This is a genomic window from Flavobacterium adiutor (assembly GCF_048282555.1).
In the GTDB taxonomy this organism is placed as follows: domain Bacteria; phylum Bacteroidota; class Bacteroidia; order Flavobacteriales; family Flavobacteriaceae; genus Flavobacterium.
In genome coordinates, this window is record NZ_CP182487.1 from 927407 (window position 1) to 952372 (window position 24966).

At 33.3% G+C, this 24966-nt stretch carries 23 protein-coding genes; 12 read left to right on the forward strand and 11 right to left on the reverse strand.

Annotated features, from left to right (window positions below):
* Window positions 1-2: 2 nt before the first annotated feature.
* The 7 genes from ACNC7R_RS03995 to ACNC7R_RS04025 all read right to left on the reverse strand — a co-directional run bounded on the left by ACNC7R_RS03995 (window position 3) and on the right by ACNC7R_RS04025 (window position 6342).
* Window positions 3-548 (reverse strand): YceI family protein, encoded by a 546-nt coding sequence (locus ACNC7R_RS03995; protein ID WP_417939699.1) that lies wholly within the window; start codon window positions 546-548, stop codon window positions 3-5.
* 13 nt (window positions 549-561) lie between these two features.
* Entirely contained in the window at window positions 562-912 is a 351-nt protein-coding gene (locus ACNC7R_RS04000; protein ID WP_417939700.1) for a hypothetical protein, read from the reverse strand.
* A gap of 35 nt (window positions 913-947) precedes the next feature.
* Window positions 948-1811 carry a DUF5777 family beta-barrel protein gene (locus ACNC7R_RS04005; RefSeq protein WP_417939701.1) on the reverse strand — a complete coding sequence of 288 codons (864 nt, stop codon included), beginning with the start codon at window positions 1809-1811 and terminating at the stop codon, window positions 948-950.
* Between the two features lie 10 nt (window positions 1812-1821).
* Window positions 1822-2211, reverse strand: coding sequence for an OB-fold protein (locus ACNC7R_RS04010; protein WP_417939702.1), 390 nt, complete (start codon window positions 2209-2211; stop codon window positions 1822-1824).
* A 129-nt stretch (window positions 2212-2340) separates the two neighbouring features.
* Window positions 2341-4875, reverse strand: a complete 2535-nt coding sequence (locus ACNC7R_RS04015; RefSeq protein WP_417939703.1) for a TonB-dependent receptor — start codon at window positions 4873-4875, stop codon at window positions 2341-2343.
* On the reverse strand, window positions 4876-5775 hold the full coding sequence (locus ACNC7R_RS04020) for a FecR family protein (RefSeq protein ID WP_417939704.1): 900 nt from the start codon (window positions 5773-5775) through the stop codon (window positions 4876-4878).
* 51 nt (window positions 5776-5826) lie between these two features.
* The gene (locus ACNC7R_RS04025) at window positions 5827-6342 is read right to left on the reverse strand and encodes an RNA polymerase sigma factor (RefSeq protein WP_417939705.1); all 516 of its coding nucleotides are present in this window, start codon (window positions 6340-6342) and stop codon (window positions 5827-5829) included.
* A gap of 277 nt (window positions 6343-6619) precedes the next feature.
* On the opposite strand from ACNC7R_RS04025, the gene ACNC7R_RS04030 reads away from it, so the two are divergent.
* The 12 genes from ACNC7R_RS04030 (at window position 6620) to ACNC7R_RS04085 (ending at window position 21092) form a co-directional block, all read left to right on the forward strand.
* The gene (locus ACNC7R_RS04030; protein ID WP_417939706.1) at window positions 6620-7642 is read left to right on the forward strand and encodes a hypothetical protein; all 1023 of its coding nucleotides are present in this window, start codon (window positions 6620-6622) and stop codon (window positions 7640-7642) included.
* Window positions 7643-7851: 209 nt separating this feature from the next.
* The gene (locus tag ACNC7R_RS04035; protein WP_417939707.1) at window positions 7852-9324 is read left to right on the forward strand and encodes an SGNH/GDSL hydrolase family protein; all 1473 of its coding nucleotides are present in this window, start codon (window positions 7852-7854) and stop codon (window positions 9322-9324) included.
* 82 nt (window positions 9325-9406) lie between these two features.
* Window positions 9407-10738, forward strand: coding sequence for a GDSL-type esterase/lipase family protein (locus ACNC7R_RS04040; RefSeq protein ID WP_417939708.1), 1332 nt, complete (start codon window positions 9407-9409; stop codon window positions 10736-10738).
* A 1-nt stretch (window position 10739) separates the two neighbouring features.
* The gene (locus ACNC7R_RS04045; protein WP_417939709.1) at window positions 10740-12422 is read left to right on the forward strand and encodes an MBOAT family O-acyltransferase; all 1683 of its coding nucleotides are present in this window, start codon (window positions 10740-10742) and stop codon (window positions 12420-12422) included.
* A gap of 329 nt (window positions 12423-12751) precedes the next feature.
* On the forward strand, window positions 12752-14104 hold the full coding sequence (gene ffh / locus ACNC7R_RS04050) for a signal recognition particle protein (protein ID WP_417939710.1): 1353 nt from the start codon (window positions 12752-12754) through the stop codon (window positions 14102-14104).
* A gap of 129 nt (window positions 14105-14233) precedes the next feature.
* On the forward strand, window positions 14234-15115 hold the full coding sequence (locus ACNC7R_RS04055; RefSeq protein WP_417939711.1) for a bifunctional 5,10-methylenetetrahydrofolate dehydrogenase/5,10-methenyltetrahydrofolate cyclohydrolase: 882 nt from the start codon (window positions 14234-14236) through the stop codon (window positions 15113-15115).
* Window positions 15116-15420: 305 nt separating this feature from the next.
* Window positions 15421-16035, forward strand: a complete 615-nt coding sequence (locus ACNC7R_RS04060; RefSeq protein WP_417939712.1) for a hypothetical protein — start codon at window positions 15421-15423, stop codon at window positions 16033-16035.
* Window positions 16036-16038: 3 nt separating this feature from the next.
* Window positions 16039-16329 (forward strand): winged helix-turn-helix domain-containing protein, encoded by a 291-nt coding sequence (locus ACNC7R_RS04065; protein WP_223679845.1) that lies wholly within the window; start codon window positions 16039-16041, stop codon window positions 16327-16329.
* A gap of 143 nt (window positions 16330-16472) precedes the next feature.
* Window positions 16473-17855 (forward strand): DUF4173 domain-containing protein, encoded by a 1383-nt coding sequence (locus ACNC7R_RS04070; protein ID WP_417939713.1) that lies wholly within the window; start codon window positions 16473-16475, stop codon window positions 17853-17855.
* A gap of 255 nt (window positions 17856-18110) precedes the next feature.
* Window positions 18111-18590: a hypothetical protein gene (locus ACNC7R_RS04075; protein WP_417939714.1), complete on the forward strand. Its 480-nt coding sequence runs from the start codon at window positions 18111-18113 to the stop codon at window positions 18588-18590.
* A gap of 26 nt (window positions 18591-18616) precedes the next feature.
* Window positions 18617-20353 (forward strand): ATP-binding protein, encoded by a 1737-nt coding sequence (locus tag ACNC7R_RS04080; protein WP_417939715.1) that lies wholly within the window; start codon window positions 18617-18619, stop codon window positions 20351-20353.
* Window positions 20346-21092: a LytR/AlgR family response regulator transcription factor gene (locus ACNC7R_RS04085; protein WP_417939716.1), complete on the forward strand. Its 747-nt coding sequence runs from the start codon at window positions 20346-20348 to the stop codon at window positions 21090-21092. Before ACNC7R_RS04080 ends, ACNC7R_RS04085 begins: the two co-directional genes overlap by 8 nt.
* A gap of 72 nt (window positions 21093-21164) precedes the next feature.
* On the opposite strand, the gene rluF is transcribed toward ACNC7R_RS04085, so the two are convergent.
* The 4 genes from rluF to ACNC7R_RS04105 form a co-directional block, all read right to left on the reverse strand.
* Window positions 21165-21977, reverse strand: coding sequence for a 23S rRNA pseudouridine(2604) synthase RluF (gene rluF, locus ACNC7R_RS04090; protein WP_417939717.1), 813 nt, complete (start codon window positions 21975-21977; stop codon window positions 21165-21167).
* 180 nt (window positions 21978-22157) lie between these two features.
* Complete coding sequence (locus tag ACNC7R_RS04095) at window positions 22158-23021, reverse strand: alpha/beta fold hydrolase (RefSeq protein ID WP_417939718.1); 864 nt, start codon at window positions 23019-23021, stop codon at window positions 22158-22160.
* 55 nt (window positions 23022-23076) lie between these two features.
* Window positions 23077-23856, reverse strand: coding sequence for a zinc ribbon domain-containing protein (locus tag ACNC7R_RS04100; protein ID WP_417939719.1), 780 nt, complete (start codon window positions 23854-23856; stop codon window positions 23077-23079).
* 3 nt (window positions 23857-23859) lie between these two features.
* Window positions 23860-24954, reverse strand: coding sequence for a Nif3-like dinuclear metal center hexameric protein (locus ACNC7R_RS04105; protein WP_417939720.1), 1095 nt, complete (start codon window positions 24952-24954; stop codon window positions 23860-23862).
* Window positions 24955-24966 lie beyond the last annotated feature (12 nt).

Sequence of the window (24966 nt, forward strand, 5' to 3'; positions counted from 1 at the left end):
AATTAATTTGGTTCAAGAACGAAATTCATTGTAACTTTTACATTTTCAGCGATTTTTCCTTTCACCAGGCTTGGAATTTCAATTTTATAATCTTGCGGTTTAACCGAAATGGCACTGGATGCAAGAATTTTGGCTCCGTTTAAGGTAAGGTTGATTTTGGTTTTTATTTTTTTGGTAACACCATGAATGGTTAAATCACCTTCTAAGTCGTAAGACGTTTTTGAAGCAGACAATTTTTTGGCATCAAAATTTAAAACCTTTCCTTTAAAAGTAGCTTTTGGAAATTGGGAGGATTCCATATAATTTTCATTAAAATGTTCTTCCATTAAAGGTGATTTGAATTTGAATGATTTTATAAGGGTCAGAGCTACAAAGTCACCTGTACTTTTTTCCAGAATACAGGAAGTTGTTTTAGTAGTAGCTGCTACCTCTTCAAAAGCAGGCATTGATGCTTCAAATTTTACCTCTCCGGTTCTGGTGATCATCTTTTGCGAAAAAACTACGTTTCCCGCCAATAAAAACAATGCAGATATTATTATTTCTTTCATTTTATAATGTATTTTAATTTTTGTAACCTTCTTTTTGCCAAAGTATAATCATATCAATAGTTTGTCTTGGCATAGAGCCTGATCTTGGCATTACATTTCCGCATGACTGAGTTTGGTCAATTCTGCAAATTAGATCGCCGTTTTGAGTAGCATCTTTTACCTGCTCGTAAGTCTGTAAAGTTGGAAACTGGCCTCCTGCTGAGTGACAGCCCACACAATTTGCTTGTATGACCGGGCCAACGTTTGCTGTGTAAGTAGGTATAGTATTTGTCTCTGTTTCTGAAATTTCTTCGTAAGTTCTCGGTGTGCATGAAACAAAAAATGCAGCACAGGCAAATAGTATTATTAATATATTCTTTTTCATATTGAGATAATGTTTTAACTTAAATACTTGTTGTTTTAAAAGGATCTGTACATATTAAATCCAAAATAAACCTTTCCTTTATTCCAGTCTCCTGAGGCAGTTGAAAATACCGCAACATCATTCATAGGCTGGCTGTTTGAGAATACAAGTTGAAAAATATGTCCTCCGGTTTCTATGTCTAAGCCAACGGTAAGCGGATTATGATAAGGGTCTGTAGCTTTTTCTTCAGTGATTACACGTGCGGCGTATTCAAGATTAACGCTCATTCTTTTGGCAATTTTATATCGTAATCCTCCTGCTGCCGAAAATACATTTTGCTGTTCAATCGAATCATCATATAGATTTTTATAGACATTAATAAGTCCCAATTCGACGGATAATTTTTCGTTTACTTTTCTGGAAACTAACAATTGAGTTGTAAAAGCCAGACGGTCAGAAAACTGTATGTTCGGATATAGTTTTTTTCCCAGTGCACTATTGATATCCATTGTGTTATATCCTACAATTGTAACAGGAAATCCGTTTACTTCCTGATTGGCCATTTTATATTTGGCTGTAACTTCATAGATTTTATTGTAGGTATGACGTGTAGCACCAAAACTTAACCAGCTTGTTACACCATAGATTCCTCCAAACTTTGTAAGAGCATTATCTAAACCAAAGAAATTATTGAATCCTTCTGATAAATCGCCAAAACGGTGTGAAACAAGCATATACCATTCCCCTCTTGCAGGTAGTTTTGTAGATTGCATATTCGCTATCTGCAGACCTTTGAAAGCGGCTATTTCTATTTGTTTTTCGTCTGATTTAATAGTGTCTAACTGATTTAGTAAATCGTCCTGGGCAAATAGATTTCCCGTTAAAAAAAACACAAGCATAAAGCCTAAAAAATTCCTCATTTTAATTTTATTAATCGTTATTAACTACTGAACACTGGTCTAATTTTAATTCGCCCATTAAGTCATCATATCCTACAACTCTTCCTTTTAGGGTTAAAGGCTGCCCTTCTTTAATTGCCGGATCAGATTCTTTTAAATCACAAACAATAGTATGGTCTATAATGATTTGTTTTGGGCTGGTTTTGCTGACAGTCCCTTTAATAGCTATTGCTTTTTCGAGATATTTTGTGTTTGATTTTTCAATGTCAGAATCAAATTCAGCAATGATATTTTTTGATGAAACACTAAAAGCAGCTTCTTCGGCCGAAACATTTCTGGCTCCTCCATACCAGACATAGTAATAACCAAATGCTCCTAATGCAGTTATTGCTAAAGTTGCAAGGATTATTTTTTTCTTCATTTTTTTTCGTTTTAAATAGATTCAATACTAAAACAGTCTTGATAAAGATTACCCTACCAAAGAATAGTTGTTTTTGTAGAAAAAGGATGAAAAAAAACAGAACTGTTTTATTATTAGGGGCTGCGGGAATTAAAATGAAATTCTAAAGCTCAGGTTTGGAGTTCTTTCTAGTGAGGATGTTTCGACCTCTTCGATAGAATTTGATAGCGGACTCATTCTGTAATATTCACTAGTTTCATTTTTTCTGTTTAGAATGTTTAGGATAGATATTCCTAATTTACATACAATGCCGTTAGTGGTTTCCCACTTATAGGTCGAGGAAAGGTTAACTTGTGAAAAAAAATTCAAATTTGTATTGTTAGGGGTATTATAAACTAAAACAGGGTTTGAAAGGTCAATTTTACTAAAGTCTGGAGATGTTTTAGGTCTGCCTGAAGACCATTTTGTTCCCAAAGCAATTTTAAAATTGTTTTTTTCATAAATTCCGGCCCATGATAGAGTATGTTTTAATTCGAAGTTATTAGGAAAACTTTGGTATTCAGAATTTTCAAAATGATAATTATTATTGTTGTACGTGTAACTAAGCCAGGTTAAAAAATGATTCATCTTTTTCTGAATCAGAATTTCTGTGCCCACAATTTCATAATCGCCGGTTATGCGTACAAATTCCAGCTGATTCTGAAAACCCTGGCTGGCACTTGTAATTCCGCTTACTTTTTTATAAAAATTCTCAATATCCAGCAGCCAGTTATTTTTTTTATAGAATAGACTTAATGAGAGCTGCCTGCTTTTCTGAATTGGAATTGATGAATTGTTTGAAATAATCCATCGTCTTTTTTCGATACCAAAATAATCTTTTTGCAAATCAATAATTTGCTGGGAGTTTTGACTTTTAATTTCGCCGAGTAATTCGATATTTAAATTTTTGTTCAAGCCATAATTAAATTGAATTCGGGGTTCCGGAATGTATTTTTTGAATTTTTCAATATAATTTAGTCGTAGTCCGGCATTAAGAATTACTCTGGAAATGGTATCATTGTATTTCCCTTCCAAAATTAGGGCATGAGTTCTTAAAACTTCTTTAATTTTACGGTAAAAGTCAGGATTGCTCACATGCTCTAAATTAATAACACCAATTTCATTAAACTGGTATCCATTATTAAAACTAAATTTTGAATTTAGGGTATGGTTGTTTTCTACATTAATGCCATTATTTGCAACAGTATTTTCCTGAATTACGATTTGGTCTCCATTAGTCGTTATTTGATTAGCAAGAAGCTCATACGAAGAGTTGTAAATATTAATTTTGGACGTATTGAAGTTATTCCAGTTTCTTTTCCAGGACAGGTTTCCACCAAAGTTTTGCTGACGTAAAATATTGTTTTCAGACTTAACTATGTCGTACGACTCAGCACTCTGAAACACCTTTAAGTTATCTTGTATCGTAATCAGATCTAATAGTATTTCATCCTTTAGCCCTATTTTTTGAAGGTATTTAAGAGTAGCATCATAGAAATCGAATTCTTTATCACTTTTATAGTTGATATTTTGATTTTGAGCAAAATCAGTAATAGTAGTGTTTTGGAATACTTTATAAAAATATTCTTTATAGGTTGGGGTTTCTACAAAATCAGTGATCGATTTTCGCCCTGAAATTTCTACATAACTTTTTTTTGAAAGATTATATTTTGCATAAATATCAGCATTAATCATGTTGATTCCTGCGCTAAAAGAGTTTTTTTCTGCTGTCTCAGGTGTAGAAGAAATAGCCACCACGCTAGAAACACTTTCACCATAGAAAGGAGAACTTCCGTTTTTATAGATAGAAATAGTATGCGCCAGATTGGGATTAAAGACTGATATTAAACCAAAAAAATGTCCCGTTTGAAACATTCTTATTCCATTCCATAAAAATAAATTCTGGTCATGTGTACCTCCCCGAACATTGATACTTGAAACGCTTTCATCCAGACTGTTTACCCCTGGGATTTGCTGCATGGTCTGCAGGGCATCAGGTTCGATGAGTCCAGGCAGGATACCAAACTTTTTAGGTTTAATTTCAAAAGAGCTATTGCTGTTTTTAGAAATTCCAGAAGCAAGTATAGGATTGGTTTTAATTTCTTCGAGTTCTGTTACTTCTGATTCTAAAATGATGCTGAGGCAGTCTTTAGAATTGATGTTTGCTGTTGAAACTTTTTTAGGGGTATATCCAACGTGACTAATAGAGAAAACATTCTTAGATCCTTTCTCAAATTCAAAATATCCATTTGAGTCTGTTGTGGCGTGTGTACTAGTATTAAAATGAATATTAGCACCTTCAATAGGTTTTTTATCAATATTAGAAAAAACATACCCGCAGATTATCTCCGTTTGATTATGATCTCTATAAATGTTAATATACTTATCGCCTAAATTTTCAAAAGATAAGCTGGTTCTTTCTGTGAGATATTGTAGTTTTTGTTCTAATGAAAGTGACTTTTTAGGAGGTATTAACTCTAAACCAAATACATTGTTTTCAGTGTAATTAAAGTTTACATGATGCTGATTTTCAATATCAATTATTATCTTTTTTAAAGATGTAGTTTTCCCTTTGCCCTGAGCGAAAAGGTTCAGGACAAGAAAAAATAAGAAAAACGAAAAATGAAATCGTTTGGGGCCCAACATCTATTTTTCGTCAAAAATTATTTTGTTTTCAGATACTTTTCTAGCCTGTAAATGGTAGGTTGTACTTATAATTTGTAATGCCGTATCAAGATCGTTATCTGGCAATTTTCCGGTAAACAGGGAAGTTGTATCTTTGGTGTTTAATACGATTGTGATATTGTATTGCCTTTGAACTTCGTCCAGTAAAGTTTTGATATTCTCTTTATTAAATAAAATCTGACTATCCATCCATTCAGGCTTAGAGGAATTGATGGAGGTTCTGAATTGCCTTCCATTTTCAAAAGTTACGCTTTCGCCCTGGATTAAAATGAGTTGGATATTTGCATAATTTACTTTTACACGACCTTCATAGCACGTTACATCAAACCTGTTTTTTCTGGCTTTTACATTAAACTGAGTTCCTAAAACAGATACTTTTCCAAGATTGGTCTGAACCTCAAAACGCCTGCCTTTAGATACTCTGAAATAAGCTTCTCCTTTTAGTTCAAGTCGTCGTTTATTGTTCCAGTTCCATTTTTTATAGTTTATTTCAGAACCAGAATTCAGTACTACTTCAGAATTATCAGGTAGCAAAAAAGTGTTTGTTTCTCCAAAACGGGCAGTTTCAGTATCCGGAACAAAATTCTTTACCGCAAAGGCAACTCCAAGAGCCAGAACAAAAATAGCCGCCGCGCGGAATATCCAGGATTTATATAATGGAGTTACTTTTGGAGTTGTTTTCTTCTGCTGAAGAATATTTGACAGCATTGCATCTCCATCAAAATCGCCAACTTCCAGATGTTGTGTATAGTTTTTGATTTTTTGGTATTTTTTGAAATCAGGACTCGCTTCAAATTCTGCTAATTCATCTTCTGTTAAATCATCGTTGAGCCATTTGGCCAATAAGCGATTTTTTTTCATTGTATTTGGAAATTATATCATTAAAACAATTAGAATTGTATTTGCCCTACTTTATATATCAATTTCTTTGCGCAAGTTTAACAAAGCCAAGTGGATGCGCTTTTCTACTGCTTTTACACTTATATCTAAAATTTCGGCAATTTCACTATATTTTTTTTTATCTATTCGGTGCATCAAAAAAGCCACGCGCTGTTTTTCATTTAAATTTTCAATCGCTTTTAAAAGTTTTTCCTGGAATTGCTTTTCTTCCAAAATAAATTCCGGGCTTTCGTTAGTGTTGTCTAAACCAGTGAAGTTTTTTTCATATTTCAGAACTACTTTTTGATGTGCAATTTCATTTAACGTGCTATTATTTGCAATTGTATAAATATACGATTTTGCCTTTTCAATCGGTACAGCAGCACAATTTTGCCAAAGTTTTATAAACGCTTCCTGAGCTATATCTTCAGTCTGATCTTTATTACCATATTTGTAAAAAAGAAAATTACGAAGGGCTTTGATATGGCTCTTAAAAAAAGACGAAAATATAATTTCGTCACAAGTATTTGATTGGTTTAATTTTGACATTAGTAGTAAAATCTTTCAATTTGGAAGTTACAAAAGTATTTGTTTTTGGCTCAAGTAGGGTAAAAGCAAAGTAAATTGTTTCTATTTAGGTATAATCAGACCGAATTATACATTCTTCTAAAGACTATTTTTAGTGTGGTGATGTTTTAATTTTAGACATGAATCTTCCTTGTAAAAAAAGGATTACTTATGTAATAAAAAAGCTCAATTACGCATACCTGAAAGGCAATTTAGATAAAACAGATTCTTAAATTATTACCTTTGTAAAAATGTTAATATGTTACGCTTCCATAAATATTTATTAGTATTTACCTGTTCATTCTTTTTCTCTTGTCAAAGCGAAATAGACGAACAAAATCAAAATGGCCAGACAGTTACCAACACTTCAGCCCTTACATCTTATCTGCAAAGGGTAGCAATGGTAAAAACGGTTCAGGATAATATAATTGACGGTTCAAGTTATTGCACTATAAAACTGCCCTACACTGTAACAGTTAATAATGAAGCTATTGCCATAAATACAACGGCTGATTATCAAAAAGTAACCAACAATATCAACGCAAATACGACTGATGACGATATTGTAAAAATCAGTTTCCCGGTTACAATGGTGTACTATAATTATATCGAAAAACTAATTCCAAATCAATCCGATTTTGATACATTAATTGATTATTGGAATCTTTATCCGGATCTTTTGTCCAAAATAAATGGGCTAAATATCCAGTATCCCATATCCATTAATATTTATAATACTTACAATCAGGAAGCAAGTTCTGTTTCTATAACCAGTGATCAGGCTTTTTTTGAGTTTATTAAGAATCTGAAAGCCAGTCAGTATATTTCATTGCGTTATCCCATTTCAATAACAGATTATAATAATCAGACAAAAACAATTTCGAATAATGCTCAATTCGAGGATGCTATAAAGGATGCAATTGATAATTGTCCGGATAACAATACGACTGTTTTGGATTTTACAGAAGTTATAACAAATGGATCATGGAATATATTCTATTTTTATGATAAAACAGAAAAAGCATCCATATATAGTGGATATAGTTTTGTTTTTAAAAATGATAAATCTGTGGTTGCGACAAAAGCAGGTGCTTCGGAAACCGGGCAGTGGGAAACTAAAGTTGTAAACGGTGTGAGGGATTTTAAAATAAGCTTTAGTTCAGATTTGCTTCATAAACTGGACTGTACGTGGAAATTGTTTGAGTTTAATAATTCTAAAATACATTTTCGTGACTTAAGTGACACTAAAAACACTCGATATCTGTATTTTGAAAAGAATTAATTATCAAAAACGGTTGTTTTGAACGTTGAAAAAGGGGAATCATATCAGTGTAGAGATGGTTTCTTTTTAGTTTATACATTATTGTTTAAAAATAATTTTTAATTAATGTTTAATTCTATCTTTGCACAGCAATTTTTAAAAACACAATTAACAGGAATTTTTATCTGATTATTTCTGTTAATTTCAACCTTCAAGTTTATAATAAATAAGTGAATACAAAACCATATTTTTTTCAGTCTTTTGCCATTTTTGCTATTGCTGTTGTTGCTTTCGTTGGATTTAAACAAGTTTTGCCGGACAAAATTTTTTCTGAAAGTAAAATGAACTCTAAAAACGTTCTTATAGATAGTTTGCTTTTAGAAGCCGTAGCTAAAGATTCTTTAAGTGTAAACGATAGTATCAATGGAACTGATGCTGAAGGAGAAAAAATCGTTTATGAAAATATTGAAGGCATCGAATTTCCATCTGAAAGTTTTGATGAATATAAAGGGTATCAATATCTGATTTCGTTTTACGAAAAATTATATCAGTTAGAGAAAAATCCAGGGCAAAATGTAAGGATTGCTTATTATGGCGATTCAATGACAGATGGCGATTTGATCGTGCAGGACGTTCGTAACAATTATCAGGAGCGCTTTGGAGGACATGGAGTTGGTTTTGTTTCGATATCTTCGGAGTCGGCTGCATATCGTGGTTCTGTAAAATCTACTTATTCTAAAAACTGGAAAACACAATCTTACCTGAATGTCAAAAGACCAGCCAGCCCATTTGGTGTAAACGGTCATGTGTTTTTTGCAAATGATAAAAACAACGCGACCTGGGTACAATATGAGGCTGGGACCAATAAATATTCGACAACTTTAGACAATCCAACTTTATTTTACGGAAGATCGTCTAAAAAAGGAAATGTGAATTTTATTATTGGAAAAGACACACTTCGAAAAAACCTGAACCCGTCTAATTTGGTAAACACTCTAAAAGTTACTTCAGGAAGCATAAAATCTTTTAAAGCAAATTTTGTTCATGCAGATTCAATTCCGATTTTCGGATTTAATTTTGATAACGGAAGCGGTGTTCACGTAGATAATTTTTCGCAAAGAGGAAATTCAGGATTGCCACTTTCAATATTTAATGCGAATGTGATGCAGGCTTTTAATAATAATCTTAAATACGATTTGATTATTTTGCATTACGGAACCAATGTACTGAATTATGGAACCAAAAATTACTCATGGTACGAAAGAGGAATGACAAAGGCAGTAAATAAAATAAAGGAGTCTTTCCCAGGAGTTTCTATTTTGATTGTTTCGACAGCGGATAAGTCAACGAAGTACGATTTGGAAATGAAAACCGATTCTGCGGTTGTTCCTTTGATGAAATCACAAAAGAAATATGCTCTTGAAACTGAATCAGGTTTTGTAAATTTATATGCGCTCATGGGAGGTGACGGATCAATGGTAAAATGGGTTGATGAATCGCCGGCCAGAGCCAATAAAGATTATACGCATTTTAATCAGCGTGGAGCAAAAGCAATTGGTAATTTGCTCTATAATCAGTTAAATAAAGGATACGAACAATATAAAGCTTTACGTGAAAAGCGTGATTTGAGTGTAAAGCCAAAAGTGATTAGAAACTCCAAAGCAGATTCCGCATCTGTGAAAAATGACAGCGTAAATGAATAAACTTATTATTTTCTTTTGTTGTCTTTTTTTCTCAACAAATGATAATCAGCACAAATCCGACTCACTTTCAATAACTAAAAATATGACTAGCAAAAAAGATACGCTAAGTGGTGGAATTTATGAAGGAAACCATATTTATAATGCAAGAGTATTAGAAAGTGTTTTTAAGAAACTGAGTGAGAATGAAAGCGAAAAGAATCAAAAAATAAATATTGTACATATTGGTGATTCGCATATTCAGGGCGATTTGATGACCAACAAAATCAGAAAGATTCTACAGCAGAAATTTGGCAATGCTGGTCGTGGATTTGTTTTTCCATATCAATTGGCCAAAACAAATGGATCTTATAATGAGCGTTTTCGCTGTAACAGAGTCTGGAGCAGTTATCGAAATATTTATCCGGCTAAAAGTTATCCCGTTGGTTTAAGTGGAATTGGGCTTTGGAGAGACACCGGAGGATTTGTTATCGAAATGAGTATAAAAGATTCTTCGTACAAGTTCAATACCATTCAGATTATAACTCCAAAGAACCAAAATATGTTTGATTTGGCTTCTTCTTCTCAAACCAAATTTATTGAGACCACAGAGCGAAGAGTAATTACTCATAAAATCAAAAAAGGAGAAGCAATATCGATAATTGCAAATAAATACAACGTTTCTGTAGCCGAAATTAAAAAAGCCAATCAGCTGAAATCAAATAATATTCGTGCAGGCAGAGTACTGAAAATTCCAACAAATCAGACACGTCCAAAAAATATAAAAACATCAGAGTTTGTTCCTTTAACTCTTGAATCAGATGCTTTTTGTCATTATTATAAATCAGAAAAAGCCTTAGATAAAATTTATTTAATTCCGGAGAAAGAAGCAAAAGATTATGAATTAAGCGGACTGGTTTTAGAGAAAAATGCTTCGGGGCTAATTTATAGCGGAATCGGAGTAAACGGTGCCAAATTTTCAGATTACAATAAGTATCCTTTATTCTTTGAACAGTTAAACGCATTGCATCCCGATCTTTTAATTTTCTCATTAGGAACAAATGAAAGTTTCGATAAACTCGAAGCTTCAGATTATATTCAGGGATTGCGTCAGTTTATTAAAAACCTGAAAAGTCAGAATATAAATGTTCCGATAATCGTTATGACACCGCCGCCTTCTTTATTCAGAGGAGGAAAACCGAATAATTATGTGGGCGAATATGCACAGCATATAAATGATATTGCAGAGAAAGATGGTTTTGCCGTCTGGGATTTATACGATGAATTTGGCGGTTTAAAAGGAATAAGACAATTAAAAGCGCAGGGATTAATTGGTAGAGACTGGGTTCATTATTCTAAAAAAGGATATGAAAAACAAGGGAGCTTGTTTATTGAGGCGTTTTTAAAAGCATACGATAATTTTAATTTAAAGAAGTAAATTGACAACAATAGATAGCATTAATAATTGGTTCATTCAAAATTTTGGTGCAATTACAACAGAGCAGGTAAAAGGATGGTTTGTTTACGATCCTGATCAAAAGTTATTATTTAACACCGGTTTATTCTTAGGATTATTTCTGGTTTTTTATTTTGTGTATGCTTTTTTACGCAAAACATTTTATTTGAGATTAACCTACGTTATTCTTTTTTCACTTTTCTTTTACTACAAGTCGAGTGGTATTTACTTTTTACTGTTGCTGCTTTCATCTGTTGTGGATTACGGATTGAGTCAGATTATTTTCAAAGCAACCAAAGACAGTACCAAAAAAATATATCTTGTAATAAGTGTGATTCTAAATTTAGGATTATTAGGTTATTTCAAGTACATGAATTTTATGATTGTGACTTTCAATGATATGTTTCAAGGTAATTACAAGCTTCATGATATTTTCCTTCCTGTCGGAATTTCGTTCTATACATTTCAGTCAATGAGTTATATTATCGAGATTTATAGAGAAGAAATTAAACCTACTAAAAACTACATCGAATATTTATTTTTCGTTTCGTTTTTTCCGCAGTTAGTTGCCGGACCAATTGTTCGTGCAAAAGATTTCCTGCCACAGATTTATGAAAAACTGAATCTGACAAAACAAGATGTAAACAATGCTTTGTTTTTGATTATTGGCGGATTGATTAAGAAAACGGTTATCTCAAATTACATATCGGTAAACTTCGTCGATCGCGTTTTTGATACGCCTCTGAGTTATACTTCTTTTGAGAATTTAATGGCTTCTTACGGATATGCCATTCAGATTTATTGCGATTTCTCAGGATATTCAGATATGGCAATTGGTATTGCATTATTGCTTGGGTTTAAATTACCAGCCAACTTTAGAACGCCTTACAAGTCTGTGTCTATTACCGATTTCTGGAGAAGATGGCATATTTCGCTTTCAACCTGGTTAAAAGACTTTTTGTATATTTCTATGGGAGGAAACCGTGAAGGATCTTTTGCGGGATATTTATTTCCAAGTATATTTTTCTTCGGGTTATTGCTTTGGGGGGTCACAAGTTATACTACCAGTATAATTCCGTTGATTGTTGCTTCGGTCTCCATATTGCTTTTTTGTTTGTCATTTTTGCTTTCAAGTAAAAAGAAACAAACTTTAGTAACCAATTTGAACTTGTTTGCTACAATGCTTTTAGGCGGATTATGGCATGGAGCAGGAGCTCAGTTCATTGTTTGGGGAGCTTTGCACGGTTTAGCATTAGCAGTTCATAAAATCTTCATGGAATTATTTCCATCCAAAAAAGATAAAAGTCGTAATTTCTTTTGGAGATTCTTTTCAATAATAATCACATTTCATTTCGTAGTTTTCTGTTGGATTTTCTTCCGCGCAAGGGATTTCGAAACGGCATTGCAGGTAATTAACAATATCGGTCAATTAACCTTTGAACCTGAACTTTGGCAGACAATCATACTAGGTTATAAAAATGTATTCGGATTGATGTTGTTCGGTTATGTTTGGCATTTCTTACCGGAAGTTTTTACAGATAAAATGAAACTTGTTTTCGACAAAACACCATTATTGATAAAAGCCATAATCTTAGGATTCGTTTATTGGATCGTTTACGCAACAGCGGTAGCAGGCTCGCAGCCATTTATTTATTTCCAGTTTTAGTTTTTTTAAGATACAAAGGGACATAGTTACAAAGGCGCAAAGGTTTTATTCTTTTGCGCTTTTTTGTTTAAAACCATAGATTTAAAAATTTTTTTGTGCAGATTTTGGCAGATTTAATTTTTTAGATTTTAAAATAATAATCCGTGTGAATCTGCTTAAATCTTTTTTAAATCTGCGTGAAATTGCGGCTTTGCGAGCAAAAATAAATAGCCCTATTTGCTTAAAACTTCATGTACTTTGCGATAAAATTTAGCCACAATTGCAGTTAAATAAAAATTGGCTGAAATATCTAATTAGATTATCTTTGCACTTCAAATAAAGAAAATGATATGTTTGATAATTTAAGTGATAAGTTAGATAAAGCGTTCCATATATTAAAAGGACACGGTAAAATTACAGAAGTAAACGTTGCCGATACCTTAAAAGAAGTTCGTCGTGCTTTACTTGATGCCGATGTTAACTTTAAAATTGCTAAAGATTTTACTGCCAGAGTAAAAGATAAAGCAATCGGTCAGGATGTATTAACAACTTTACAGCCGGGACAATTATTGGTGAAGTTAGTAAAAGACGAACTTACCGAATTAATGGGTGGAGACGTTGCTGGCGTGAACCTTTCAGGAAATCCAACCGTTATTTTGATGTCAGGACTTCAGGGTTCTGGTAAAACGACTTTCTCAGGAAAATTAGCCAATTTTCTAAAAACTAAGAAAAATAAAAAACCACTTCTTGTAGCGTGTGATATCTACCGTCCGGCGGCGATTAACCAGCTTCATGTTGTCGGAGATCAGATAGGTGTTGAGGTTTACTCAGAGCCTGAAAATAAAAATCCTGTAGAAATTGCTCAAAACGCAATCAAACATGCTAAAGCAAATGGATTAAATGTTGTTATCGTCGATACAGCGGGACGTTTAGCTGTAGATCAGGAAATGATGGACGAAATTGCACGTGTACACAAAGCAATTCAGCCTCAGGAAACCTTGTTTGTTGTCGATTCTATGACGGGGCAGGATGCGGTTAATACAGCAAAAGCCTTCAACGATATCTTAAACTTTGATGGAGTTATCTTAACAAAATTAGATGGTGATACGCGTGGGGGAGCTGCGCTTTCGATCAAATCGGTTGTAAACAAACCAATCAAATTTGTGGGTACAGGAGAGAAAATGGAAGCAATTGATATTTTCTACCCAGATCGTATGGCTGAGCGTATTTTAGGGATGGGAGATGTTGTGTCTCTTGTAGAAAGAGCTCAGGAGCAATTTGATGAAGAGGAAGCAAGAAAACTTCAAAAGAAAATAGCTAAAAACGAATTTGGTTTTGACGACTTTTTAACTCAGATACAACAGGTTAAGAAAATGGGGAATATGAAAGATTTGGTCGGAATGATACCAGGTGCTTCAAAAGCCATGAAGGATGTAGAAATTGAAGATGACGCTTTTAAACACATCGAAGCGATTATTTATTCGATGACGCCCGGAGAAAGAAGCAAGCCGGCTATCATTGATGTAAAAAGAAAGGCCAGAATCGCTAAAGGTTCCGGAACTAAAATCGAGCAGGTAAATCAGCTCATGAAGCAGTTTGACCAAATGAGCAAAATGATGAAGATGATGCAGGGACCAGGCGGAAAAAACCTGATGAAGATGATGGGTGGCATGAAAGGTATGCCAGGCGGAATGCCAAGATAATAATAATTTAAAAGTTTCAAGTTTCAGGTTTCAAGTTGTTGAGACTGGAATTTGAGACTTTTTTTATAAAAATAAATAGGATTTCGCTTTGATGTGAAACCTGAAACTTAAAACCTGAAACTAAAGAAAATGCAAATACTAGACGGTAAAAAAACATCAGAAGATATTAAAAATGAAATTGCAGCCGAAGTACAAACGATAAAAGCAGCGGGAGGAAAAGTGCCTCACTTAGCAGCTGTAATAGTTGGAAATAACGGAGCAAGTTTAACTTACGTAGGGAGTAAAGTAAAATCTTGCCAGCAAATTGGTTTCGATTCAACTTTGGTAGCTTTACCGGAAGATATTACTGAGGCAGATTTATTAGTTAAAATTAAAGAACTAAACGAAGACGATAATATTGATGGATATATTGTCCAGTTGCCATTGCCAAAACACATCGATGAACAAAAAATTCTTTTAGCAATTGATCCTGATAAAGATGTAGATGGATTTCATCCAACAAACTTTGGAAGAATGGCACTTGAAATGGAAAGTTTTATTCCTGCGACACCATTTGGAATTATGGAGTTGTTAGAGCGTTATAAAGTTGAAACTGCAGGAAAACATACAGTAGTTATTGGAAGAAGCCACATCGTAGGACGTCCAATGAGTATTCTGATGAGCCGTAAAGGGAATCCGGGTGATTCAACCGTAACTTTGACACACAGCCGTACTAAAAATTTAGCAGAATTTACCAAAAATGCCGATATTATCATTACCGCTTTAGGAGTTCCTGAGTTTTTAAAAGCAGATATGGTAAAAGAAGGAGTGACTGTTATCGACGTTGGAATTACCCGCGTAGAAGATGCATCAAACCCTAAAGGATACGTTATAAAAGGAGATGTTGATTTTGGCGAAGTAAGTCAAAAAGCGTCATTCATTACACCAGTTCCGGGTGGAGTAGGCCCAATGACCATTGCAATGCTTTTAAAGAATACACTTTTAGCCAGAAAAATTAGAAGTAGAAAATAATAATTTCATACAATATCAAGACTGAAACCCATTCAAACGAGAGGGTTTTGTTGTTTTTATGCTTTGGGCGTGACCCCATTTACAAAAGGCGCTACCTCACAAACTGCATATTGTGCGCCTTTCGCAAATGGGGTCGGGCTATCCATGCTACTTCGGTAGCTTATTTCTATCCCTCACGCTACCTCATAAGGTCATTATTCTCCTTAATTTCTCAAACAGATAATTTTGAAAGATTAAAATAATAAGTATTTTTAGTTTGCCAATTCAAAATAAATAATAACTTTGTACGACAAAGTACTTTAATTATGAATCAGAAGCACCAGGAAGATTTAGCACACATTCGTTCTATGATGGAACGTTCTTCAAGATTTATATCCTTAAGCGGACTCTCAGGAGTCTTTGCAGGTTTGTCAGCTTTGATAGGAGGATTGTACGTGTATCAGTTATTTAAAGCTAATGGAATAGATTATTTAAATGATGAGCACAGGTTGTATTCAGTCAATTTGGTTTCAGAGTTATTTTGGATCGCCGTTATAATTTTAATCTGTGCATTTGCTTTCGGAGCTTTTTTTACCATAAGAAAAAGCCGAAAATACAATTTGCCTATCTGGACTTCAGCGACTAAAAAAATGCTGTTTAATCTTGCAGTGCCGCTTGTAACCGGAGGGATATTTTGTCTCGCTTTGCTATACCACGGATACTTTGGTTTGGTAGCTCCTTCAACTTTGATTTTTTACGGGCTTGCAGTTATAAATGCCGAGAAATATACTTTTTCAGATATAAAATATTTAGGTTTTTCAGAACTGATTTTGGGATGTATTTCTCTTTTTTATATAGGTTACGGATTGCTTTTTTGGATATTTGGTTTTGGTATTTTACATATCTTGTACGGATTAGTAATGTTCAAAAAATATAAATAAACAATGGGAATCATTGATAAGCTAAATAAGGATTTTGAAAGCCGTGTCAGACTGGGTATAATGTCCGTTCTGATGGTGAATGACTGGGTAGACTTTACTGAGATGAAAACGATACTGAACATCACAGACGGAAATTTAGCAAGCCATTCCTCCGCACTTGAAAAAGCAGAATATATTGAAGTCAAAAAAGAATTCGTTGGTAAAAAACCAAAAACATCCTATCAGGTAACGCCTCTTGGGCGTGCTGCTTTCAAAGAGCATTTATCTTATCTTGAAAAATTAATGAAATCGTAAAAACTAAATTTTTTTGTCTAAAAACTTTGAAATACAAAGTACTTTTAAATTAATAGAATATGAGATCGCCTTATAAATGTGCATGAAAAAACAATTGATATGGAGATAACATATTTGACCGCTAATAAATAAATTCTACAAATATGAAAAAACTACATTTTATTTTGGTCAGCAGTGCACTGTTTACACTGCTTTTTTACAAACAGGAGTTGGGGGTAAACCTCGGACTTTTTGGCTTAGGATTAACGGCATTGATTTGTTATTTCTTTCAGGATCGGTTTACCTACAGGTCACATTTGGTTTTGGTGATAACTACAATATTGTCTTGTTATGCTTTTGCCTGGTATGGGGATTTTGCTTCATTTTGGGCTTTGGCATTATCGCTTATTTTTTTGCAATTCAAAACACAGGAACCGAAACTCAAAATGTTGCAGGTATTTCCGTTAATATTCGTAAATGGAGTGGCTTCATTCGGACGAATATTTATGTTTACTCAATATCTGCCCCCAAAAAAGGTAAATAATGGTTTTGCAAAAAAAATGATAGCTTATTTTATCATTCCAGCTGTTTTTTTGGGATTGTTTTTAATCGTATATTCTTTCGGAAGCAATCATTTTTCATCTTTGTTTACAGATTATGAGTTAGATCTTGACCTTTGGCAGCTTATCGTCATTAGCGGTTTAGGATTTTATATCTCATTCAGTTTTTGGAATTACTGGATTCCTGAAGTTTTTTATGAAAAAAATCAGCTTTTGGATAACGACTTTAGCGATGAGGTCAAAAATCAAAATCAAAGTTCTTTTTCGTTTCTTGATATTGATTTTGAAAGAAAAAGCGGCGAAATCACTTTAGTACTTTTGAATATATTGTTGCTTGTTTTTATTGCGACTTATAATTATGAGCAATTTTTTGAAGCTGTCAAAAAAACAAATCTGAGCTCAGATACACATGAGAGGGTAAATGCTGTTATTTTCTCAATTCTTATGGCAGTGGGAGTAATCTTATTTTATTTTAAAGGAGGTTTTAATTTTGATGCGAAAGCCACAATGCTTAAAAAATTAGCCAAAATATGGATTTTACTAAACGGCGTTTTAATTGTAAGCGCCATCATCAAAAATTCAGAATACGTGTCTTTTTTCGGATTAACATATAAGCGTTTAGGAGTATATGCGTTTTTGATTTTAGTGACCATTGGTTTGGGGTATACATTTTTAAAGATTGTCAGACAAAAAACCAATGCATACCTTTTTAATCAAATGGTATGGTATTGCTATGGCCTATTATTGTTGTGCAGTTTTGTCAATTGGGGAAACCTGATTACGAACTACAATATATCAGTTAATAAAGGAGTAGAGCCGATATTTTTAAGTGGGTTGAATTTTAATGATGAATCAAGGAGGGAATATTTTTTAAAGAACAATTTAGACGTTCAGGTAAAAGAGACAGCAAGAGAATACGAGATTCATTCTTATCAGGGTAAATCATTTTTATCTAAGCCGTTGTATTATGAGTTTTTGAAGAAATAGTAAAAGAACTACTAAAATCCTATTCTGTATTGAGTAGGATTTTTTTTATAAAATATTTTTTTGTATTGATTTGATTTGTTTTTTATTGATAAAAAACAAATAATAGCGTTGAAAGCACACTTAATAGAAACTTATTAAGAAATACTTTGTTATATTTGATACCAGAAATTTGTAATAATATCAGTTTAATATATCTTTAATTTGAATAATTGCAAAGAAGTAAAATTATTAACCTAACCCTAAAAAATTATCAACATGGAAAAAACTACTCTTTATTCACCAACTTCAAAGGTATTTCCACCGGGTAAATGCATTAAAAAAGCAACTAAGAGTAAACTAACCGAAAAACCTGTAAGTTTTCCAGAAAACAATACACAAATTCCTTTTTCTCCTATAGTTCAGGCTACTTTTACAGATTCTGATACACTTCAGGTTAGAGCAGTCTTTTTGGTGTCAAACAATACACAATTAAATGATGGTAAATTAGAATTTATGATTTATCAAAATTGGTATGTAGATCTTGATGGAAAGCGCCAGTTACAATTTTTTATCACTTATGATATAGATGATGCGATAAGTACAGACTTTGATGTTTATGAAATAGGTTTTAAAGCAGAAAAAGATCCTTATGGAGAAGATGCATTTAAGAGTATTAACACGATTCAAACTTTTCTGTGGGATATAGATCCGGAAACTTCAAGAGGAACTGAGACAACGGTACAAAGATCAGCTTAGTTTAGATTATAATAAAAGGAAAGATAATGACTAAAGGATTTTTATTTATCGCTTTATTTGTCATATTCAATACTTCATTTCTTTTTTCACAAGAAAGGTTAGTAGATAATTTATTAGAATCTGAAATAAAAAAAAGGACGTTAAAATATAGAGACGAAATTAATTTTAAAAAAGCTCAACATTTCTTTTTTTCAAAAGAATGGGATTCTACATTAGTATATTCAATGAAACAAATTAGTAGCAGAAATGCTTATGAATTGAAAGACTATTGCCATTATTTTAGAGCTGTTAGTTTCTTGGAGAAAAAAATTTTCAAAGAAGCTAAGAAAGAGTTTAATCTCATTTCATCCAAATTTGTGTTTTATTATAAAGTCAATTTTTTATTGGGAGATATTGCATTAGAACAAAATGAATTTAAAATAGCATTATTGCATTTTAGTGCTATAGAGAAGCTTAGTAAAAAATTATATGATCTAAAAAAAAGTAGTGTTTTACATAATATCGGTTTGTGTTATTTACATTTAGAGAAATTTGATGAATCAGAAGAATATTTATTTAAGAGTTCAAAATTGCAGGAAAAGGAAAAAGATACATTACTTTTAATAAGTTCTTATATGGATCTTGCTAATTTGTATTATATACAATATAAAGACAATCAGGCAATTCCTTATTTTGAAAAAGCTTATCAGTTATCAAAAAAGATAAAGTCCTTTGATTTAAAAAAAACTTCAGCCAAGAATATGGCAGCAGTAGAAGAGAACAGGAAAAATTTTCCGCTAGCATTAACTTACAGAAAAGAATACGAAGCCTGGAAAGATTCCTTGAACGATCAAAATAAAGTCTGGGAAATTGCAGAAGTAGAAAAGAAATTTGCCATAAAACAAAAACAAAAAGAAGTCAACGTTCTCGCTGCAGAGAATAAAGCAAAAATAGCCGAAAGAAATGGGTTTCTCATTTCTTCGGTTTTATTGTTTGTATTGTTGGGTACCGGAGTTTATTTTTACAGACAGAAAATCAGGAACAATAAAATAATTTTAGCCCAGAAAAATGAATTGGATGAGCTTAATGCTACCAAAGACAAGTTGTTCTCAATCGTCAGTCATGATTTGCGTTCTTCTGTAAATGCACTGAAAGTGAGTAATAGTAAACTTCTGGACAATCTGGAAAGTAAAAACTATACCGAACTCGATGTTTTACTCCATAAAAACAGTTCAATTGCAAGCGGTGCCTATAATTTATTAGATAATCTGCTTAATTGGGCTTTAATGCAAACCCAGCAAGGATATTTTTATCGTGAATCATTGCATCTGACTTCGATTGTGCAGCATGTAGAGTACAATTACAAGCCTTTGATGCTCAATAAGAACATTAGTTTTGTAATTAATGTTGCAGCTTCAGATTATGTGTTTGCTGATCTGGATTCGCTTAAAATCATCATTCGGAACTTTTTAGACAATGCGATTAAATTCTCTAAAGAAAACGGAACGATTGCTATTTACAGCCGGCCTGCATCAGAAGAATTTTGTTATCTGGTCATCGAAGACACCGGGTTAGGAATGAATGAAGTAACAAGAAAAGAATTATTAAAAGAAACCATTTTGCTTTCGAAAAAGCAAAACGATGATGTTATAGGAACAGGATTAGGAATGCAGTTATGCAAAAGCCTGATTCGCAAAAATGAAGGAACACTCGATATAGAGAGTGAAGAAGGTGTTGGAACTAAAATCATCATAGGATTACCAAAGTTTAAAAATCATGGATAATATAAATGTACTTATTGTCGAAGATACACCAGCCGAAAGCGATGCACTTGCAAAAGTACTTACTGATAATAATTATAATGTTGTAGGTATTGCCAGAACGCATCAGGAGGCGCTAACACTCTTTTACCAAAACACAATCGACATTGTGGTAATTGATGTTTTTTTAGATGGGAAGCCAGACGGAATTACCTTTGCAGAAACCATCAACATAGTGCCTGACGGACAAAAACCATTTGTTTTTTTAACCAGTTCTAAAGACCGTCAGATTTTTGAGAGGGCTAAATTGACTAAACCTTTTAGCTTCTTATTAAAACCTTTTAATGAACTTGAAATTTTGTATGCACTGGAAATGGCTCTTGAAAAATTTTACGAGCAGACCAATGTTTTTCATAGTGAAGATCAAAACACAGTGATAAGCAGGGATTCTCTTTTTATCAAAAAAAACAAGGTTTTAAAGAAAGTTCAAATCAAGGATATTTTGTACATAGAAGTTGAAGATCGTTATTGCAATATCATTACTGATGCAGAGAAATTTGTTATTTTAATATCGTTAACCAAAATTATTCAGTTGCTGGATGCAGCTAAATTTTGCCAGACGCATCGCAATTATATAGTTAATCTGAGTAAAATCGAACAAATAAATGTAAATGATAATTTGATCATTTTAAAAGGAAACCACAAAGTAACCCTTAGCGATAAGTATAAGGACTTTGTGAAAAACTTCCGTATTTTGAAGTAATCATTTAGTTTCGCAGAAATTATTTAAGTAAAAAATCCTTCAGCGTCTGAAGGATTTTTTAGTTTATAAGAATCAATAATCACCTCTTTTTTTAAATCGGGGATCGTGTTTTGAAATAAATTCTGTTCTTCTTTTGGGAGTTTCCGGTTTAGGGAAACTAGCTTCTTCGGTTTTGCTTGATGGCTCAATGAGCTGATTTAATTCTTTTATCTCAGCATCTGTTAAATCTCTATAGCGTCCAACAGGGACATCTAATGAAATATTGATAATCCGGATGCGTTTTAACGCTGTAACTTCATAACCTAAATACTCTGACATTCTTCGAATCTGGCGATTTAAACCTTGCGTCAGAATGATTTTGAAAGTGTATTTACTGATTTGCTCAACCTTGCATTTTTTGGTAACAGTATCTAAAATGGGGACACCGTTTCCCATACGTTGTATAAAACGGTCCGTTATGGGTTTATTTACGGTTACAGTATATTCTTTTTCATGATTGTTTCGGGCACGTAAAATCTTGTTTACGATATCGCCGTCATTGGTCATGAAAATCAGTCCTTCACTGGCTTTATCTAATCTTCCTATTGGAAAAATACGCTTTGGATAATTAATATAATCGACAATATTATTCCGAACTTCTAAATTGGTTGTACATTCGATTCCAACAGGTTTGTTGAAAGCCAGGTAGATCATTTTTTCGTGTTTTTCAACGATTAATTTACCATCTATGCGCACTTCGTCATCTGGTGATACCTTGGTTCCCATTTCAGGCACGACGCCGTTTATAGTTACTCGCCCTTCTTCGATTAACTTATCGGCTTCACGACGGGAACAATAACCGGTTTCTCCAATAAATTTATTAAGACGTTTTAGATTTTCTTCCATAATGCAAAAGTAGGCAAAAATTAGACTTCTTAGATCTTTAGATTTTAGACTTCTTAGATTTTTGGATTTCATACAATCTTGTCATCCTGAGGAACGAAGAATCACAGGCAAAACTCGAGAAGGGTTGGCGATTTTCTATGCAGAATTTCTAGTTTGATCCTTCATTCCTTTGAACCTTTACTACTCTGAACCTTCCGAAGAAAATAAAAAGGCAATCACTTTTTCATACAATTCATCATCGTGCATACCATGGCCCAGACCATTTGTTTCGATGAACTGAGAGTTTTTCCAGTTACGGGCTATTTTTTTTCCTTCTTCAAAAGCTACAATTTTGTCAGTTATATCGTGAGCGATTAAACCAGGGATATTAAATTGTGAAGCAAATTTTTGTCCGGAGAAATCTTCGAGTTTAAAATTAAAATGTGTTAAAAATCGATTTTCCAATAGTGTAAACATTCTGTTATTTAAGCTCAGCATCGATACATAATTGTCAATCAGTGTTTTTAAATCTGATGGAGCTCCCAAAATGACCATTTTATTTATACTGGTATTTGGGAATAAATATTGATGGTACACGCAGGCTGATCCGCCAATAGAATGTCCAATAATGATGTCCGGCTGGTATTTTTCTACCGCTTTATTGATGAATTCGGCATAGAGAGGAACATTAAATTCTTTACCACTGCTTTGTCCGTGTGCCGGGGCATCAAGTGCGATAATGGTGCTTCCTGATTTTTGAAGATGTGGAAGTGTTTTTTTCCAGCGTGATGAATTGCTTTCCCACCCATGAACCAGCAGAATTTTGGTTTCGTTTCCTTTCCAGATATAGGTTTGAAAATGGTGTTCATTGTGGTGAAAGGTTTCTGTTTCGGTATTTCTCAGAATTTTAGGCAATTTTTCTTTTAGTAATCTTCCATCTCTTGGCTGACTGAAAAGCGCATATGAAAGTTCGACAGCTTTTTGCGGACGGATGTAACTAAGGAAGTTAATGTATTGCCCAACCGATTTTAATGTAATAAAACGAATTCCTTTTTTAAGTCCCAAGACCATTAAATTTTATGGTAAAAAAAAGTCCCGATTTTGATCGGGACAATTTTATTTAGATTTTAGCGAACAATTGTTCCATTTTTTCTCTCTCTTCGTCAGCAAGTGCGCTGTCAACTAAGATTCTTCCTGAATGCTCATCAGTGATGATTTTCTTTCTTGAAGCAATTTCTACCTGAGTCTGTGGCGGAATTGTGAAGAATGATCCTGCAGAAGCTCCTCTTTCAATAGAAACTACAGCTAATCCGTTACGTACACTACTTCTTATTCTTTTGTAAGCAGCTAATAATCTGTCTTCGATTTGTGCAGCATACTCAGCAGATTTCTCAGTTAAGAAGATTTCTTCTTTTTGAGTTTCAGCCATAATCGCATCTAACTCAGATTTTTTATGTTTTAAGTGTGAACTTTTAGCTTCTAATTTTTCTTTTAGATTTGAAATAACTTCTTTCTTGTGCTCGATAGAAGCTTTCATTTCTTTTATTTGCTTCTCAGCCAATTGAATTTCTAATTCCTGAAATTCAACTTCTTTTGTCAAAGAATTAAATTCTCTGTTATTACGAACAGATTCTTGTTGTTTTGTGTACTTTTTAATCACTTCTTTGTGCTCCTCAATTGCATTTTTTTTTGCTTTGATTTGCTCTTCAACCACTTCAAGTTCACCTTTTAGTTTCTCTGAACGAGTGCTCAGACCCGCAACTTCATCTTCTAAATCTTCTACTTCTAATGGAAGCTCCCCTCTTACGTTTCTGATTTCGTCAATTCTCGAGTCAATAAGCTGTAAATCGTATATTGCTCTTAACTTGTCCTCAACACTTAATTCTTTCGTATTCGTCATATTCTATAAGTACTTAACTGGATTTGTATTTTCTTCTGATAAAATGATGGCAAAATTAAGGATTTTTTTTCTAAGATAATCAACAATATAATTTTTTGTATAGCGTTCGCTCTCAAAATGACCAATATCGGCTAAAAGTAATTTGTTTTCTGCTTCATAAAACTGATGGTATTTTAAATCGGCTGTTAAAAAAGCATCTGCTCCCGCCTGAATAGCATTTTTTATGGCAAAACTTCCTGAGCCTCCCAAAACGGCAACTTTCTTTATTTTTTTTCCTGTAAAGGCTGAATGACGAATACCATCGGCAATCATTTTATCTTTTACGAAGTGAAGAAAATCTTTTTCGTCCATTTCAGATTCCAGTTCACCAATCATTCCCAGCCCGATATTTTGATGCGAATTCTGTAAATCATAAATTTCATAAGCTACCTCTTCATAAATATGATTTGCAAAAAGGGCTTTTAAAATTCTGGATTGTAAATGTTTTTCGAAAACAACTTCAATTTTTATTTCGGTTCCGGTATGTAATTTTCCTCTTTCTCCAATTACGGGATTGCTGTTTTGATTTCCCTGAAACGTAAAAAAGCCTTCAGAGTTGAAGCTACAGTTGTCATAATTTCCAATTGTACCTGCACCTGCTTCAAACAATGCGTTCCTAACTTTGTCTGAATTATCCGCAGTGGTGTAAGTAACTAACTTTTGAATGAAATTCTGCTTCGGAACTAAAACCTTTGTATGGACTAAGCCTAAAGCATCACAAAATATTTTGTTTACTCCCTGCGAATGATTGTCTAAAGCGGTGTGAACTGCATAAATGGCAATATCATTTTTGATAGCTTTTAAAATCGCACGTTCTACATAGTTTTTGCCTGTGATTTTTTTGATTCCGGAGAATAATATCGGATGAAAACAAACGACCAGATTGCAGTTTTTGGCAATAGCTTCTTCGATTACGTTTTCTAAAGCATCGTGGCAAACCAAAACTCCTGTGCTTTCGGTTTCCGGATTTCCGACTAAAAGACCCACATTATCAAAATCTTCGGCATAAGCCAGAGGAGCCATTTGTTCCAGAACGTCTATAATTTGTTTTATTTTCATTTTTTAGTTTTT